Below are 17,803 nucleotides of genomic sequence, written 5' to 3' on the forward strand. Positions count from 1 at the left end.
CGGGGTTTTTAAGTGTTGAAGTGGTAGAATCTCCAAAGTTCCATGACCAGGACATGATGCCTGAGTCATCCCATGACAAATCAGTGAAATAAATGGTTTTAGGGTCCAATGAATCGGGATTTTGAGTAAAGGATGCGTAGCCGTTGCAGGGTGGTGGGCCTGAGCCAACATTTACCCAATAACATTGTGAATTTGTACAAGTGTCACTGGTTGTAATAGTAAGGCATACCCAATAATTTCCGGTATCAGGGAAAGTGTGGTATGGACTTGCAATTGTATCATTTGTTGTGTCACCAAAATCCCACCACCAATCAACAATAAGAGAATCTGCCGAGGAAGAATCCCAGAAATACATTGAATTAGCAGAAAGGGTATCCGGATCCCACCAAAAATCGGCAGTACAAGTAAATGGTGGAGGGCCACCAACAATTACTTGATAAACAATTGAATCTGTACATCCTGAATCATCCCACATCTGCAGAGAAACCCAATAGGTATCAGGGACGGCATAAAAGTGGACAGGATTTGGAATTGTATCGGTAAAGCCATCATCAAAATCCCAATACCAACTTGTGATTAGGCCTGTTGAGCTGGAAGAATCGGAGAAGTAAACAGTGGTTGTATCAATCCACCAGCCAAAGTCTGCGGAACAAGTAGGAGGTAGGAATTTATCAACAACAATATCATCAATTGCCCAGAACCACGACCAATCTCCGGTGTACTTGAATTTTATCATCACACTATCATTTCCTGCGGCAATAGATGTTATATCAATTGATTCTGATTGAGGATTGGAAGTAGAAGAAGTGCTCCAGCTAGCTATAGAAGTATAAGCATTGCCTCCATTATTACTAACGAAAACTTCTGCCGCACTACCAAATCTGAAATAATGGCTAAATGATAGTGCAACCGTAGTGAGAGTAGTAGCATCCATCATGGGAGTGATTAAATCAGCATCTTCCGGAAGACCATCATTACCAAAAAACTGAGAATCAAAAATAGCAAAACCGGTGCCTCCGGTAGGTGTATTAATTGTACGCCCACCCGGGTTGTTAAATGCCCAGCTACCTCCGGCTAAATTATCTATATTCTGCCATCCGGCTGGTAATGTTCCACCTGAAAAATCTTCAGTAAAGATAGGTGGAGGAGGACCGCCTATATTAACCATATCACACCAGGTATCAGTACAGCCCGTACTATCGGTGATTGTCAGGCATACCCAATAGGAACCGGGTGCACCAAAATTCCAGGATGGATTTGGATTGGTAGCATCAGAAATGCTATCTCCGTTAAAATCCCATGACCAACTCAACGGAAATGCACCTGTTGACATATCAGTAAAATATGCTGTATTGGTAGTGTCAGAAGAGTAATACCAGTCGGAATTACAACCGCCACCTATGACCACATTGACCCAATTACAGAAAGAATAAGTACAGGAATCGAAATCTTTAACTGTCAGGCAAACCCAGTAGCTGCCGGTGTCGGGGTAATCATGCCATGGGTTTGAAGAAAGACTATCCTGGAACCCATCACCAAAATCCCAGAACCAAGATTGAATGCCTGAATCATCCCACGAGCCATCATAAAAGTAGATCGCAGTAGGGTTAAGAGAATCAGGGTCAGTCCAGAAATTTGCATAGCCATTGCAACCTCCTCCGGCAGGAACAATAACCAGTTTCCATATTGTATCCGAACATGTTAAAGCAGAATCCTGTATAACTAAACGTACATTATAACTTCCTGCTGCAGGAAATGTCCGGCATGGGTTAGGGTTGGTTGCATCAGTAGTGTCATCTCCATTGAAATCCCAGTACCAATAGGAAGGGTTTGATGAGGAGTCTTGAAAACAAGCCGTTAAAGTTGAATCGGTAGTGAAACCGAAATTAGCTGAGCACTGTGCTTTTGAATAATAACAAGCAAGGCATACAAGACAAAGTGTGAGTAATTTTTTCATGACTTTTTAGTTTTTAATTTTAGATGATTTGAAAGAATTCTGAAACTTTTTTTGATTTTGCAAAACTATAAACTCTAAAATTGATTACCAAATTTATTTTATATTTTTTCACATTTTATTCATAATTTTTTAAACAAAATAATATCACCAATTTTAGATGTAACCTAAAAATCTAAATTGAAAAACCGGAATTACCTATAGAACGCGGATGACACTGATTTAGCTGATTTGCGCTGATTTTTTATCTGTGATTATCCGTTTTATCAGCGTCATCAGCGTTCTATTTATAAGATGCTTTGTGAAATACAAGTGTTAATTTTTTCACCCAAAGAGTGATGGTTTAAAGTTTTAATTTTTTACTTTTATTGTACTAAATTAAGGAAGTATCATAATATTTACATCACTTTTCTTTCTTTTTAATTTAGATTTTTAGGTGTAATAACAAATTTAGTTTGTTTTTTTTGTTGATTTCAATTTTTATTTCTATAATTGCAGGGAATTTCCTTTATTTGTACCCCCGTTTCAACTTTAATCGTACTCCCACTCCATCGCTGAAAAACCAGCAGAGTGGGAGCACGAGAGTGGGAGCACGATGGGTAAAAATTTATTATAATCATCATTAACTTAAAAAATCATGAAAAAACATTTTAAAATTCTCGTGTTATTTGCTGTTTTTTTTACGGTAAATAGTTTTGCGTATTCCCGTTCGGTAAAAGAAGGAGATAGTGGAAATAATGAGGGGAACCTTTCGCTCCATCACCTTAGCCTACGCGAGGCTCGCAATGACAGTAATGTTAATTACCTGCCTCAAATCATCATCATTAAGGTGAAAGCTCAATATAGAAGTGTTTGTACAAAGAATGGCATCAATTTAAGCAGTTTGAATAAAGTTCTTGGTAGTATAAGCGCAGTTAATGTTAAGAAAAAATTTCCCGATCACATACCACCTCCGGAAGCAAGAAATAAATATGGCCAGACGCTGATAGACTTGTCATTGATCTACGAAATAAAATACAGCGCTCCTGTTTCTATTGAGAATGCTATCAATCTACTTTATAAGGATGAAAGCATTGAATATGCAGAACCGCATTATATTTATAAGCTAAGTTATGTTCCGAATGACCCTTTGATGATGGGCAACCAGTGGTACCTGTCTGCTGCTTCCGGCCCGGGGTCTGGTTCAATACAGGCATTTGCCGCATGGGGTATTTCCAAGGGAGATACCAATGTTGTAGTAGGAATAGTAGATACCGGCATAGATATAGACCATCCTGATCTTGTAAATAATATTAAGTACAATTATAATGACCCGATAAATGGTATAGATGATGATGGAGACGGTTATACTGATAATTTCAGGGGGTGGGATCTGTTGGATAATGATAATAATCCACAGTCTGTATCAAATGATCATGGTGTTCACGTTTCGGGATGCGCTTCTGCCAGCACTGACAATGGTATCGGGGTAGCAGCTCCCGGATTTAATTGTAAAATATTGCCTGTAAGGGCAGGGGATGGGCTTTCTATCTCTCAAGGTTATACTGGAATTGTTTATGCTGCCGACCATGGCGCTGATATAATAAATTGTTCGTGGGGAGGGCCGGGTGGCGGTTCTTTTGCGCAGGATATTATCACTTATGCAACGATAAACAAGGGCGCTTTGGTAGTATGCGCTGCGGGTAATGGTGGTGCGGATATTCCACATTTTCCTTCCGGATTTGAGTTTGCGTTCTCTGTTGCTTCTACAGGCAGCAATGACGTAAAATCCGGTTTTTCCAACTACGGTAAAACCATTGATGTTTGTGCTCCCGGAAGCGGTATTTATTCTACCGGTGATGGCGGGATCTATTATTTCAGCAGTGGAACTTCTATGGCATCGCCTGTAGCAGCAGGTTCAGCAGCGTTAGTTAAGTCTGTTTATCCTTCTTATACCGGGCTTCAGGTTGGGGAATTATTAAGGGTAACCTGTGATAATATTGACCCTATCAATTCTGGTGTTTATAGTGGCAAGTTAGGTAAAGGCAGGATCAATATTTACCGGGCTTTAACCGAAAATCCTCCTTCTATCAGGATGCTGAATAATAGTGTTACAGATGGTAACAATAATATTATTGAAACCAATGATACCATCCGGATCGTTGGTGATTTCATAAATTACCTGAATACATCAAGCGCTAATTTATCGGTTAAATTGTCAACTACAAATGTATGGGTTCAGATCTTAAACGATTCTTCTGTACTTGGTCAGGTCGCTATGCTGCAAACTAAAACCAATACTGTTGACCCATTTACGGTTTATATTATTCCCGGTGCACCAGAGAACTTATTGGTTGATTTTAAACTGACTTATGAAGATGGTAGTTATACAGATTTTGAATATTTTTCCCTTCGGGTGAATGTTACCTATATAGATGTTCGGGAAAACCTGGTTTCTACTACTATTACGAGCAAAGGAAGATTAGGATATAACGATTATTCCGGTCAACTTCAGGGCCTGGGCTTTATTTATAATAGTATAGTAAATGATACGGTGGTAAATTTATTATTTGAAATGGGGTTAATGATGGCTACATCAGATACGCAGATTTCAAATGCCGTACGTATTGGTGGAACTGCAGATGATGACTTTGTGTCAGTGCAGAATGTTTCGGAAGTGATACCAACCCAGATCTCTGATTATGATCTTGCAGGCGCCTTTAATGACAATAATGCAGGGGCAAGCAAATTAGATGTATTAGTAAATTATAATACTTTTGCCTGGAAAATTGCACCGAATGACAAATATGTGATCGTAGAATACACGATCAAAAACAATGGCGCTGCAACCCTGGATAGTATGTATGTAGGATTGTTTGCGGACTGGGACATTATGGATTTTCTTCAAAATCGTGCCTCGTGGGATGCTGCTAACAACCTTGGATATGTGTATAGCAGCCAGGTCAATGGCCTGTATGGGGGGATCAAGCTGTTAACATCCGGCGCTCCGGCATACTGGGCTATTGATAATGATTCAGCTGTAGCCGGCAATCCATGGGGAATATATGATGCTTTTACTGACGCGGAAAAATATCAATCACTATCCAGTGCAATAGGAAGAACAGATGCCGGTATTCCAGGGACGGGTGAAGATGTGAGCCACGTGGTGGGTACGGGGCCTTTTACATTGTCTGTTGGAGATTCTGTAGTAGTTGCTTTTGCGCTTATTGGTGGCGATAGTTTACAGGATATTCAAAACAGCGCTGTGGCTGCTGATATTATGTATAATAACCCATTAACTATACCTCTACCTGTGGTTACAAATGATCAAATAAAAATTATTCCGAATCCTACGGATGGTATTTTAAAGGTACTATTTAATGAAAGCGTAACTAATGGAACGCTAGTGATCTATAATATTATTGGTGAAAAAGTAATGGAATTTAATTTCAGGGATAAAAATGAACAAATTGTTGATATAAGTACCTTCAATGATGGTGTTTATTTTGTCAGGATAAATACCGGGTCGGGTATGATATTTAAGAAAGTGGTGTTGTTGGGGAGTAGTGAGTAGTAAGTGGTGATTTATAACCTAAAAATCTAAATTAAAAAAAACAACTTAAATTGTAATCATTATTAACATCATGCATCAAATTATCAGTTACTGGATGCTGGTTACTGGGTGCTGGTTGACCCTATTATTATTAATTTTTGCAACATATTGTCTTAATGCAGCTCTTTATTCACAATAGGACGTACTTTTCCTCTTTTTAATTTAGATTTTTAGGTTAAAGGAAATTTTATAACAAATCACAATACCAAAAACCAAACTCAGGATGTGTTAAATTTTCGTGTCTTCTGCTGGTGTACGGGTTGCATGTGCCGGCATGAGAGCTATCTTCGGTTTTTTTCGGTGGCGTATATTTACGATAAACTATTTCTCCTTTAGTAAATTTCACTGGTTTTTGAAAAACCGGGCCGTCATAAACAAAAGTATGGAACTCACCATATTCTCCACAGGGGTCAACTTTCTCAGGCAGGTCATTTATAAATTTCTCATCAATTTCCCTGCCCACAAAAGATCTATCCAAATCTTTACTATCAACACATACCACTATCGCCTTAAAGCCCAGGTCAATAAACTCATCAACCAATTTGCGGGTATTAAGTTTCCAAAGGGGAAATACTCCTACTAAATCCAAAGTTGCCAATCTTTCTTCCCTGTATTTACGTAAATCTTCTAAGAATATGTCTCCGAATATAGAGAGATGAACTCCTTGCTTTTTAAACCCCTTTAAAGTTTTTTCCATCATACAGTTGTAGGCTTCCATCGTTGGCGAGTCAGGCATCATCAGTACTTCTAAGGGAATACCGATATTTTCGGCCTGTTGCTCAAGCAATTCCACCCGGACTCCATGCTGGGAGATCCGTTGATATTTTTCGCTTACGGTGGTCAGTAACCAGGATATTTCATACTCATTTGATCGTAATATTTTATATAAGCACAAGGCAGAGTCCTTGCCCCCGCTCCAGTTGAAAATTGCTTTTTCTTTCTGCATCTTTTAATTGGGGGCATCTCTAAAAACTACATATTTTTTAAAACACACCCCTTGCCCCTCTTGATAGAGGGGAATGTATGGTGTAGTTTTTAGAGATGCCCTTTAAAGAACCCTTTGAAAAACCTGCCACAAAGATTTGCATAATTAGTTATTATAACAAATCTTTTCATAAATTTGTGTGCATGAAAACATTAAGAAATTCAATCCTAATGCTGACTGTATTCATTGCAACAGCTTGTTCAAGTGTTAACGGAAATGAAAAAAAATCAGCACAAAATATCGAGCGTTTAAAGAAAGCTTATTTTGCCAGTGGATGCTTTTGGTGTGCAGAAGCCATTTTCGAAGAAGTAAAAGGTGTGAAAGAAGTAGTGTCGGGATATTCAGGAGGGAAGATTAAAAACCCAACGTACAAACAAGTAAGTTCCGGCAAAACGATGCATGCAGAAGCGGTGGAAGTATATTACGATCCCCAGCTAGTAACCTATGTAACTCTTCTAAAGGTATTCTTCGGATCACACGATCCTACTACTCTAAATCATCAAGGACCTGATGTTGGACCACAATACCGTTCTATTGTTTTCTATCAAAATGAGAAGGAAAAAGAACTAGCAGAGAATTATATCAAAGAATTAGATGCTACAGGTGAGTATGAATCTAAAATCGTGACAGAGGTAATAGCATTTGAACTATTTTATAAGGCAGAGGAATATCATCAGGATTATGAAAAGAATAATCCGGAAAATCCATATATTCAGGAAGTGTCAGTACCAAGAATAAAAAGGTTTGAAGCAAAATTTCCGGAGTTGGTAAAATAAGCTATTGGCACCTGAATACTCTGGATTACGCTGAAATTTGATATTAAATGATGAAAGGGGGGCCAAGTGACCCCGCTTTCACCTACCTACCGATTAGGCAGGCCGGTAAGGCAAAAATTTATTGAGCTAATTTTACATTAACTGCATTTAAACCTTTCTCACCTTCTTGAACGTCAAAAGTTACTTTGTCATTTTCACGGATCTCATCAATCAATCCATTCTGGTGTACAAAGACGTCTTTTTCCTGATCATCCGGTTGAATAAACCCAAAACCTTTTTGGGTATTAAACCATTTTACTGTGCCTGAAGCCATAAAGATAAAATTTATGTCCCGACAAGTCGGGACGGGTTAAAAAGATTGCAAATATAGCTAAATTTTTATAAAACAAAAAAAAACGTAATTAGTTATGATAAATTCAGATCTTCACCTTCTATCAATTCATCAATACTTTCTTCTCCCACTTTTGATTCCTCTTTCTTTTTATGACTAATGAGTGAAAAGGTCATGATAATGCTGGTAGCTAATATGGTAAACAGGAGGATGCCTGAATCAAAACCCTCTACCCGAAATTCTTCCGGAATCGCAAAAAACAGCAGGATGGTTACCAATCCCCGGGGAGCTATGTAGAGTTGCGGCTTGATGTCTTTCCTGAGAAATAATTTTAATCCGCCAAAGCGGATGAGGTAAATAATTCCCACAACCAGGGCACTGATCAAAAACACCTTGAAACTTATTAGTGAGCTCAATGACAGGGTAATGCCGAAAATGACGAAAAAGAAGGTTCTTACCACAAAAGCAGATTCTGCCGTTATCAATCTGAAGTTGTCTAATATATTTTCAACCCGCTCTGTTTTAAGCCATTTCTTCAGAAACCCTCTAAAGAAAAGGGTGTGATTATGTAAAACCAATCCGAAGACAAGGATGATAAGGAGGGAAGAGAGATGAAATAATTTCCCGATAGAATATAACAACAGCAAAACGGCAATCAATAAAAACAATTTGATCTGCGTACTCACATTTTGGAATACCAATACCAATGCATAGCTTATAACTATTGATATGATGATGGTCAATGACACATTCCCAATGATATCCAACACCACCACTTTAGCGCTGCTTTCACCGGCATTGCCTATCAGGAAATAAAAAAACATGATGCCAAGTATATCGGCAAACGTACTTTCATAGATCATAAATTCTTTTTTTCCGGGCATGAGGTTTTCAACACTCGGAATTATGATCGCACTGCTCATTATTGAAAGAGGTATTGCATAGATCAATGCTACAGTCCGGGGCATTTCTATAAAATAGCTGATAACAAAAGCGCATGCAAATGAAGTGGCTACCAGTGCAAGCAGGGCAACACTAAATGATTTCCATATGATTGTCCATTTTTCTTTTTTCAGTTCCAGGTCTAATGCTGCTTCCAATACAATCATTATTAAACCTACAATTCCCAAAACTTCCAATACGGGGAATAGATTTATTCCTTTAATATCAAAGAAAAACATTCCGAGTTTTATAAGGACGCCCATCAGGATGAGCAACAATACACTGGGAACGTTTGTCTTTTTTGAGAATATATTGAAAAAATAAGACAGGATGATAATTACCGATACGGCTATGATAAAGATGTATGAGTTAAATACTTCCATAGTAACACATAAAATCAGGCCGTTACTTTCTCTGGTTTTGAATGATAAAGAATGTAATCAATGCAAACGTCTAATTCATTCGGCCAATAAATTCCTCCCCCAAAATCGTAAAACTTAACTTTTCGGAAATATTCAGGGTCGGCAAGGGGTTTATTTAATACACCTTTTTTGTTTATGAAAGGTTTAAAGTCTACAATTCGTACTTCACCATTATCAAAGAAAAATTTGATCCGGAAATTTTGTAAAACTAATATTTTTTCAATTTTCTCCACGATAACTATTTTAACGATTCAATTTTATTAAAAGTTTCAATATTTTGACCAATTTTCCAATTTTCATTTAATTCTTTCCTATGTAAAATTGCCCATTCTTGAACCAGTTTTAGGGATCGTTTAGGTAAATTACCCTTGATAATCTCTAATGTATCTAAGTCAATTTTTGCTTCATACTCCGCATAATATGCATGGAAATGTGGCTTTCCATGATCTCCAGCAAACATTCGAATAATGATCCCGTAAAATCTGCTAATTTCCGGCATGCAATTTGTCTTTTAAAAATACTTTATCCATCCTGACTTATGATGCTTACTTGAAAAACGATGTGGGTGAAATATCTCAGCTAAAATTTCAAGAGAATCCACCAATCTCGGCCCGGGACGGTTAAAATATTTATTACCATCACATATATACACTTCATTATTCCGGACAGCTTTAAGTGTTTTCCATTCCATCCTGTTCTCAAAATAAAACATATCCTTCAATGTCCTTTCAATAGTAAAACCACAGGGAGCAATAATGATCTTATCTGGATTTTGCTCAAGTAGTTCTTCAAATTTGATCCAGCGTTTATTTTCATCTGGAAAGCAATTCACTCCACCCGCCATTTCTATAAGCGTCATCATCCAGTGTCCTGCTACCATGACCGGTTCAATCCACTCAATATGAACGATGGAAGGTTTATCAAAGAGCTCTTTTGTTTCTGTGCGAATATCCTCAAATGAGCGCTTCATTTTATTTACCAGCGCTTCACCTTTTACCTGAGCATCCAGGGCATTGGCAATTTGAAGTATGTTTTCCAGCACCTGCTCTATACTTTCAGGGGTCAAATCAATTACGGTTACCTCATCTTGTTGGAGATATTCGTTTGTTGCTTCCTGCAATTCATCAGTACTGACTGCACATACTTCACATTGAGATTGGGTAATGATATGGGTGGGCTTTAGTGTTTTGATCTTTTCCGCATCCACTTTGTAAATGGATAATGCATCGCGTAATATGCTTTCTACCTCTTTATTGATCTCTACACTCGTGCCATCGGATCGGTATTTCGGTTCGCTGCAAACAGGCAGCTTCTGTACTTCGGCAGGGTAATCACATTCGTGGGAACGGCCTACCAGGTGGTCTTGTAATCCCAGGGTACAAACTGTTTCAGTACTACTGGGTAATAATGATATTATTCGTTTTTCATTATTATTCATTTATCAAAAAATATTTTGATTCGGAATTTTTATAAAACAATAATATTTTTAATTCTATACATTTTAATGATGATCCCACAAAATCTGCTAATCTCTGCTATGGAATTACGATTGTAGAACCTACGCTTTCGCCAAAACAGGAAACCTGTATTTCGCCACTTCAAAACTACCAAATAATACTCCTACAAAGAACAGGTCGCCCATCACCGTGTTGAAAAAGAAACTCCCAAAGATTTCGCCTCTATAAAATGGTATTGCAGCGCCATAGCACGCGATTAAACCTGGTAGGTTCTGAGGATAATAAGTGCTGCCTAACCACACAGCAAAGTTGGTGATGAGGAAAAACAACACGGAAGAAGACAGCGCTGCCCCTATTATTGGCAACGGCCTGACATTATTCCTGAGCATCATCCCAACCAGCACAATCAGGGCAAAAGAGATATATACTGAGACGGTTGCTGAAGAGATAAAATATTCAGGAATTGTGCTTATGTGGGCATATACAAATCTCATAATAAGCATATCGCTAATGAGCATGGCAATTAGCGGAACAATAAAAGCATAAGATTTCTTACTAAAATAAGCACCACCGAATAGCGCCATTGCAGCTATCGGAGTAAAATTTGGCGGGTGGGGTATTAGCCTGCTTATAGCGGCTAATACAATGATACCTGCCAATACTGTTAAGTGAATTTTTTCATTTGTTGTTTTCATCTCTAAATAATTTATTTTTATAGCGTTTTTATTACTTCTGTGAATGCAATGCCACTTTATTGCCTTCGGTGTCAATGAACAAAGCCATAAAACCATGTTCGTTTTCTTCACCGATACCCATTTTGGGCATAGTGATCTTGCCTCCTGCAGGTTCAATCCTTGCCAATGCTTCGCTTAAATCGGGATCAGCATTTAAGTAAACCACAGTTCCGTTATCCCCGGGAACAAAATCTTTTGACTTTACAAGAGCACCGGTTACAATATTATTTCCTCCCGGATCTGAGAAAAAAGCCATTGAATAACCGCCCATTGCAGTATCAGAATACGTTTTCATTTGAATGTTTAGAATGGTTTCATAGAACTCTTTAGCTCTGTCAAGATCATTTACAGCTATCTCAAACCAGTCAATTGTATGTCTCCATTCAGTTGTACTTTGTGTTTGCTGGCTGATAATAGTTGTGTCTTTCTTTTCTTCATCCTGGTGTCGGGATGATTTATCCTGATCACAGGAAATCATCACTGCCGGAATTAATGCAAATAATAACTTTTTCATTTTCATATATTATTAATATAGTGCCTACTCTTGAAGGTTTTCGGCTTCCCCTTTTTTTAATCAATTTACGAAGTTATGTTCTTAGTTTGTTCTATAATCTTCTATATCAAATTTATCATCATCATCATACGCCTTCAAATCCCTTTCATCCTCATCATCCTTAGGTGGAAATATATAATCATACACAAAGAAGTACCAAATAATAATAAGGATTAGAAGAACAATAAATAACTTATACATCTGTAATTATTTTTACGGGTTTTTTATCATCGCCAATCGCTACAAAGGTAAAAATACCTGAAACAGCTTCTATTCTCTTATCTGCATACATTTCCTCAAGAAATACATTTACTTCAACCACTATGCTGGTTTTTCCTACTTTGATCACCTTACCGATTAATTCGATCAATGTTCCACTTGGAATCGGTATTTTAAAATCAACTTTATCAGAAGAAACGGTAACTACTTTCTGGCGGCTGAACCTGGTAGCTGTGATAAATGCTACTTCATCCATCAATTTAAGCGCTGAACCTCCAAACAAAGTATCATAGTGATTGGTTGTATTTGGGAAAACAGCTTTAAAAACGTGTGTTTTCGATTTGCTGATTTTTTCTTCTAACGTCATTTAAGAAATTTAACAAACCCGTCCCGTATTATCGGATCGGGTTTACAGATAAAATTTTAATGTTTCACTACTTTAAAAGTAAGATTATCATTTATCTTTTAATGCCAATTCCCCAATATCAATAAACATTAAATCATCCTTTTCACACTTTGAAAAAGAATTAATAGAAATGCTTTTTTGAAAGAAAGGAGCATCACAAACCATAGTATGATATTCGCCCCGTTCCCCGCAAACATCAATTCCTTTTGATTTATTCAATTCGCTTAATTGATATAATGTATCAACTGTAATTTCTTTCCCTAACCACTCATCAGAAAACCACGGTTTTTTTACACAAGAAAAAATTACTTTAAACTGATGCTTTAGCAACCGCTTAAGAACTTCTAATCTATCCATCTTCCATAGCGGAATTTGTATATCAATGCCTGCATATCCGCCATATTCCGCTACCCAGTTAGAGTGTCCATCAATTTCATCAATATCACCTGTAACAAGTGTGTTGATATTATGCCTTTCTTTTAATACGCTAAACGCTTCCCTGTAACCTTTTTTGTATGGTTCCTTAATTTCCACAATCCTGTGAGGCAGATTTATTGCCTTTGCCTGATACTTCATAAAAGGGATAGGGTGTGCAAGAAAAACCGGATTGCCCGGAACAAAAGTTATTAGACAATCAATTTTATAACCTGCCCTTTGAGCTTCATAAAAAGCCAGACAAGAATCTTTTCCGCCAGTCCACAGAACACCAACTTTTGGGGGCATTACAATTTATGAGTTAGCTTTCGACAAAACAGGAAACCTGTATTTTAGCAGTTCAAAACTGCCAAATAACACACCCGAATAAACCAAAGCGCTGATTACTGTATTTTTAAAAAACGGAATAGCTGCAACATAACATTCAATCAATCCCGCTATATTCTTTGGGTAAAGATTATGTGTACCGCCAATCCACACGGCAAAATTGGCTACAATGAAAAATAGGACTGAACCCGATAGAGAAGCAAGCACTACATTGAGAACCTTCACCTTACTATGTAAAAGAAATCCAATCAAAGTAATGACAACAAAACAACTGTAAACCACCACTCGCATAGATGTAAAGAATTCGTAGCCCATCATAAAAGTTAGTCCAATATCACTTAATATCATAGCCAACAAAGGGACAGTAAATGCCCACTTCTTATTTGTAAAATAAGCACCCCCAAATAGTGCGATTGCTATTAATGGCGTAAAATTAGGCGGATGAGGTATTAACCTGCTAAATGCAGCAAATAAAACAATCCCCGCCAGCACACCAAAGCGAATTTTTTGATTTTTTGTTTCCATAATAATTTGTTTTTAGGAATGTTGAGACGCCCAATTTGGGCGTCTGTACGTTCCGTGTTTGTTTAAATAATGTAACGTAAATTAAAATATATGCCTCTGCCTCTTGTCGTAAACCCGTTGATTTCTCTATATTTTGTGTCAAAAATATTTTCAATTCGCATACCTGCTGAAAAATGTTTATTGAAATCATACTTTGCCGAAAAATCCAACAATGAGTAGTCAGACACACCCTCTGTTCCCAAAGCGCCATAAGGACCAAGTTGTGAATTATAAAAAATATCATCCCTTGAACCTACGTGCTTCAAATCAATTCTCATGGCAAGTTTCTCAAAGGGTTTATAGGTTAAATTAATATTAGCAGTATTAGGTCTCCTCACCAACCCCAAAACTTCAATTTCCTCATTGAGAATTGCCCCGTTACCATAAATCTGTACGTGATTACCTTCCGTTTGGGAACTGTTAATATCGGAAGGTTCATAATTTAATTTTCCGCTAATCAAGCTAAAGTTTCCTGTCAAATAGAGCTTTTCACTAATCTTGGAATTGATGCTGAATTCAATACCCCTGCTTGTTTGTTTGCCGAGATTCAAATAAGTATCCCCCAGATTATCAGAAAAAGATATCGAATCAACAGGCGTATTTTTATTCCACAGGTAAACATATTCAATCACGTTATTAACTTCCGTATTGAAATAAGCTACCACAAACGAAAGATTATCATTGACTTTTTGTTTAAAGCCAAATTCATAAGAAACAGATGTTTCAGGTTTCAAATCCTTATTACCCCTTGTGATACCGGAAGTGAAATTTTTATCAGGCGAATACAATTGATACAATGAAGGGGCATTAAAACCTGTTGAGTAAGATCCATATACCAAAGTGTTATCAACAATTTTGTATGAAGGATTGATCTGATAAGTCGGGTTGCTTCCAAAAGCGCTGTGATTAATCAATCTGCCCCCCAATGCCAGTGAAAATCTGTTAAATTTTTCATTAACAAGAATTCCGTTTAAATCAATGTGAGCAAAAATATTATTAGTTGAGGTATTCAAATCCAAAGTATCTAAATCCGATGTTGATTCATAAGCCCACGCAGTATTAATATAATAGGTCTTGAAAGTCATTGTTTCATTATACAGTCCACCGCCCAACACCACGTCTAAACCTTTAACCTTTAAATTCCCTTGAATTTCATTGCTAGAAATACTGCCCTTATAAGTGCCGTCAAAATAAGTGTGGTCGTTATTACCCAAATCATCTACAACGGATGAATCATCCACTGCCACCCTTGTCATATCGGAAAAACCGCCAACGTATTGGACATTTAACCTATCATTGATTTTATAAGAAGCGCCATAAGTAAATAAATTGCGGTTAAAATTCAGTGTGTAATTATCATCATCTATATAAGCACGTTTGTCAATAGCTGTCTTTTGGTCGGTTTTTTTATAAGAAGCATATACATCAAACTTGCTGTTATTAAAACCGATTTTTCCAATCAAATCCATTTTATCAAAACCATCTTTATCACGGTTATTGTAAACATTCGGATCAGTAACCGTATCAATCGTTGCATCTAACCCCTTGATATTGGCATTTAAGATTTCTGCATTAATATAAAATCCCGTCTTGGTAGTATAATTTAAAAACACATTTTCAGAAACTACAGAAGTTCCTTTGCCAAACGTTCCCGCTTTTACTTCCACATCAGCATTAAATCCGGGCTTGGTAGCTTTTTTAGTGATAATGTTTACAACACCGCCTATTGCAGATGAACCGTAAAGCGTGCTGTGCGAACCCCTTACAATTTCAATCTTATCAACATTTGCAAGCGACAATTCAGATAGGTCAGGTGCATTGTTCGGGGTGGAAGGGTCAGTAATACGCACGCCATCAATCATAATCAAAGTTTGATTACTGTTTGCACCCCTTGTAAAAATGCTTTGGATCATTCCCGGATTCTGACCACTGCCAACAATATAAATGCCTTCTTGCTGTGAGAGCAATTCGGCAACACTGTTGTAAACAGAGTTTTTAATGTCAGCACTTGTAATTACCGTAATACTCCTGCCCACATCAGCAACATTTTTTTCAATTCGGGTTGCCGTAACAATTACTTCTTTTAAAAGTAATATTTTTAAAGTGTCTTGCCTGCCTGTCCCCGAGTACTCGGGGGTGTAGGCAGGCAGTTGTGCAAAACTTAGCTGCGCTGCGCTCATAACTGTTATGGATAACAACAATCCCGCCTGCCATCTCCGAATCCTGCGAATGGAGGGCAGGCGTTTAATTTTTTTCCTCATAGCTTTAAAATTTTAAATGATTAAAAACTATGAGCTTTGGGAAATAGTTGGAATAAATACGATGGGTATTTACCCCTCGCTTTTCACCCCGTTAGATAATCACTTAATCTAACAAAGTCACCCTATTAGTTTTATTATATCTAACGGGGTGAACCCGAAAGCTCTGAATAAAATGTTTTGGCAGGTCTTCTGGCTTGCTCTGCTTTAAACGGCCTTCCCGTCACCCCGAGTACTCGGGGGAACAGTGGCGAGGGTTGTCAAAAACATTTAAAAGAGCTTACAGCTACGGGGATAGCTCCGGAATTTCCTGATAGTTATCGGTATCACCGGATTCCCTATTAAGGCTTCCCACGAGTATTCTGGGAGATTGCCACCAATACAACCGCAAAAATACACTTTAAAAAATCTTAAAAAAAAATTAATATCATTTTTTTTAAAAAAAATCTGTACATTTGCAAATCTAAATTTAATATTAACCACACCTGTGCGTCCCGACAAGTCGGGATGCGCAGGCACAAAAAATCAAGACCATGAAATCAAAAACTAAAGTCTTATGCCTGGCACTTACAATGGTATGTACAAGTGCCTTTGCAACAGTATGGCGTGTTAATAACAGGGCCGGTATTGATGCAGATTTTTCAACCCTCGCTGCTGCTTATACTGGTGCAGTTGCCGGTGATACGCTTTACCTGGAAGGTTCTCCAAATACCTATGGAGATCTAACCTTTGCAAAGCAATTGGTAATTATGGGTTCAGGTTACTTTTTAACCATTAATGACACTACACAAGCTTACCAGTTTTCTTCAACGGTGGGTTTGTTTACTTTTAATGCCGGCTCAGAAAATTCTATAATTACAGGACTTAGTATGGGCAGAGTTTACGTTAATGCCGATAGCATAACGATCAGGAGATGCTATATTTATTATGCTTCATTTGATGAGTGCGTATTTATAAATGCTAAAAACAACACTGAAATTTCACAGTGCTATATATGGCAAAATTATAGCTCTAATAATGTTTTATATAGTACTATTCGCCTGAATAGTAGTTGTAATAACACACTCATTCGAAATAATATTATAAGAAAATATGGTCTAAGCTTTGATTATTATTGTCTTTATATGACTTCATCTTCTAACCTTACATTAATTACCAATAATGTTATTTATGGAAGATTTGATGCCTATAATTCTACGATAGTAAACAACATTCAGGGTTTTGCAACTTTTGTGAATGGCAATATTACTTTCCCTAATATTGTAACAAACAATATAGGAAATACCACACAATTCGGTACTGCTGCCGGTAACCAGGAAAATGTATTGATGACTAATGTATTTACCCAAACAGGGTCTGCAAATTACGATGAATGGTTCAAGCTAAAGGCGGGGTCTCCGGCATTGGGTGCAGGGTTCGGAGGAGCGGATTGTGGTGTGTATGATGTTACTGACAACAACCAATACTTCCAGTCCGGAATGCCTGAAATACCCTCAATATTTGATGCTACTGTTGCTCCCATAGGTAACGGGGTGTCAGGATTGGATGGTAATCTCAAATCAATATCACATAAGTGAGCATTAGGTTTAATCATTGAAAAAGGTAACCAGAAAGAAATAACCCTAACTGAATTTTTATTGCAAAGCCAGTAAAACATGATACTGCCTTACAGATCTATTCCTTTGCGCATTTATGCTGCAGTTCTTATTTTTTTGAGCTTAAATAGTTTATACTTTCCTGAAACTTTTGCTCAACTTCCCAATATAACAGCAGCAGAATATTTTATAGATACAGACCCTGGTTTTGGAAACGGAACACCCATAGCTGTTACCCCAGATAGCATCATTG

Annotated in this window: 15 protein-coding genes and 1 riboswitch; of the genes, 3 read left to right on the top strand and 12 right to left on the bottom strand. The window is 37.5% G+C overall.

Features of this window, described 5'->3' with window-relative positions; all coding sequences use genetic code 11:
- The first annotated feature begins 2,591 nt into the window (after window positions 1-2,591).
- Window positions 2,592-5,507, top strand: a complete 2,916-nt coding sequence (locus FVQ77_01045; GenBank protein ID MBW8048931.1) for a S8 family serine peptidase — start codon at window positions 2,592-2,594, stop codon at window positions 5,505-5,507.
- Between the two features lie 226 nt (window positions 5,508-5,733).
- Here FVQ77_01045 and FVQ77_01050 read toward each other — a convergent pair whose 3' ends face one another.
- On the bottom strand, window positions 5,734-6,492 hold the full coding sequence (locus FVQ77_01050; protein MBW8048932.1) for a diphthine--ammonia ligase: 759 nt from the start codon (window positions 6,490-6,492) through the stop codon (window positions 5,734-5,736).
- 182 nt (window positions 6,493-6,674) lie between these two features.
- On the opposite strand from FVQ77_01050, the gene msrA reads away from it, so the two are divergent.
- On the top strand, window positions 6,675-7,307 hold the full coding sequence (msrA, locus tag FVQ77_01055; GenBank protein MBW8048933.1) for a peptide-methionine (S)-S-oxide reductase MsrA: 633 nt from the start codon (window positions 6,675-6,677) through the stop codon (window positions 7,305-7,307).
- Window positions 7,308-7,425: 118 nt separating this feature from the next.
- Here the strand turns inward: msrA and FVQ77_01060 are convergent, their stop codons facing one another.
- The 11 genes from FVQ77_01060 to FVQ77_01110 all read right to left on the bottom strand — a co-directional run bounded on the left by FVQ77_01060 (window position 7,426) and on the right by FVQ77_01110 (window position 15,958).
- Window positions 7,426-7,620: a cold shock domain-containing protein gene (locus FVQ77_01060; protein ID MBW8048934.1), complete on the bottom strand. Its 195-nt coding sequence runs from the start codon at window positions 7,618-7,620 to the stop codon at window positions 7,426-7,428.
- A gap of 92 nt (window positions 7,621-7,712) precedes the next feature.
- Window positions 7,713-8,963: a sodium:proton exchanger gene (locus FVQ77_01065; GenBank protein ID MBW8048935.1), complete on the bottom strand. Its 1,251-nt coding sequence runs from the start codon at window positions 8,961-8,963 to the stop codon at window positions 7,713-7,715.
- A 14-nt stretch (window positions 8,964-8,977) separates the two neighbouring features.
- Window positions 8,978-9,253 carry a DUF2442 domain-containing protein gene (locus tag FVQ77_01070; protein MBW8048936.1) on the bottom strand — a complete coding sequence of 92 codons (276 nt, stop codon included), beginning with the start codon at window positions 9,251-9,253 and terminating at the stop codon, window positions 8,978-8,980.
- Entirely contained in the window at window positions 9,241-9,501 is a 261-nt protein-coding gene (locus FVQ77_01075) for a DUF4160 domain-containing protein (protein MBW8048937.1), read from the bottom strand. The genes FVQ77_01070 and FVQ77_01075 overlap by 13 nt, the downstream gene beginning before the upstream one ends.
- A 12-nt stretch (window positions 9,502-9,513) precedes the next feature.
- Entirely contained in the window at window positions 9,514-10,440 is a 927-nt protein-coding gene (locus FVQ77_01080) for a cobalamin-binding protein (GenBank protein MBW8048938.1), read from the bottom strand.
- A gap of 120 nt (window positions 10,441-10,560) precedes the next feature.
- On the bottom strand, window positions 10,561-11,154 hold the full coding sequence (locus FVQ77_01085; GenBank protein ID MBW8048939.1) for a hypothetical protein: 594 nt from the start codon (window positions 11,152-11,154) through the stop codon (window positions 10,561-10,563).
- A 31-nt stretch (window positions 11,155-11,185) separates the two neighbouring features.
- Window positions 11,186-11,671 carry a VOC family protein gene (locus tag FVQ77_01090; GenBank protein MBW8048940.1) on the bottom strand — a complete coding sequence of 162 codons (486 nt, stop codon included), beginning with the start codon at window positions 11,669-11,671 and terminating at the stop codon, window positions 11,186-11,188.
- 268 nt (window positions 11,672-11,939) lie between these two features.
- The gene (locus FVQ77_01095; protein ID MBW8048941.1) at window positions 11,940-12,332 is read right to left on the bottom strand and encodes an acyl-CoA thioesterase; all 393 of its coding nucleotides are present in this window, start codon (window positions 12,330-12,332) and stop codon (window positions 11,940-11,942) included.
- A gap of 87 nt (window positions 12,333-12,419) precedes the next feature.
- Window positions 12,420-13,094: a diphthine--ammonia ligase gene (locus tag FVQ77_01100; protein MBW8048942.1), complete on the bottom strand. Its 675-nt coding sequence runs from the start codon at window positions 13,092-13,094 to the stop codon at window positions 12,420-12,422.
- A gap of 6 nt (window positions 13,095-13,100) precedes the next feature.
- The gene (locus FVQ77_01105; protein ID MBW8048943.1) at window positions 13,101-13,658 is read right to left on the bottom strand and encodes a hypothetical protein; all 558 of its coding nucleotides are present in this window, start codon (window positions 13,656-13,658) and stop codon (window positions 13,101-13,103) included.
- Between the two features lie 62 nt (window positions 13,659-13,720).
- Window positions 13,721-15,958 carry a TonB-dependent receptor gene (locus FVQ77_01110; GenBank protein ID MBW8048944.1) on the bottom strand — a complete coding sequence of 746 codons (2,238 nt, stop codon included), beginning with the start codon at window positions 15,956-15,958 and terminating at the stop codon, window positions 13,721-13,723.
- A gap of 161 nt (window positions 15,959-16,119) precedes the next feature.
- Window positions 16,120-16,351, bottom strand: a riboswitch (cobalamin riboswitch).
- Window positions 16,352-16,488: 137 nt separating this feature from the next.
- On the opposite strand from FVQ77_01110, the gene FVQ77_01115 reads away from it, so the two are divergent.
- On the top strand, window positions 16,489-17,532 hold the full coding sequence (locus FVQ77_01115; GenBank protein MBW8048945.1) for a hypothetical protein: 1,044 nt from the start codon (window positions 16,489-16,491) through the stop codon (window positions 17,530-17,532).
- Window positions 17,533-17,803: the final 271 nt, after the last annotated feature.

This window comes from Cytophagales bacterium (genome assembly GCA_019456305.1).
Taxonomy (GTDB): Bacteria; Bacteroidota; Bacteroidia; order Cytophagales; family VRUD01; genus VRUD01.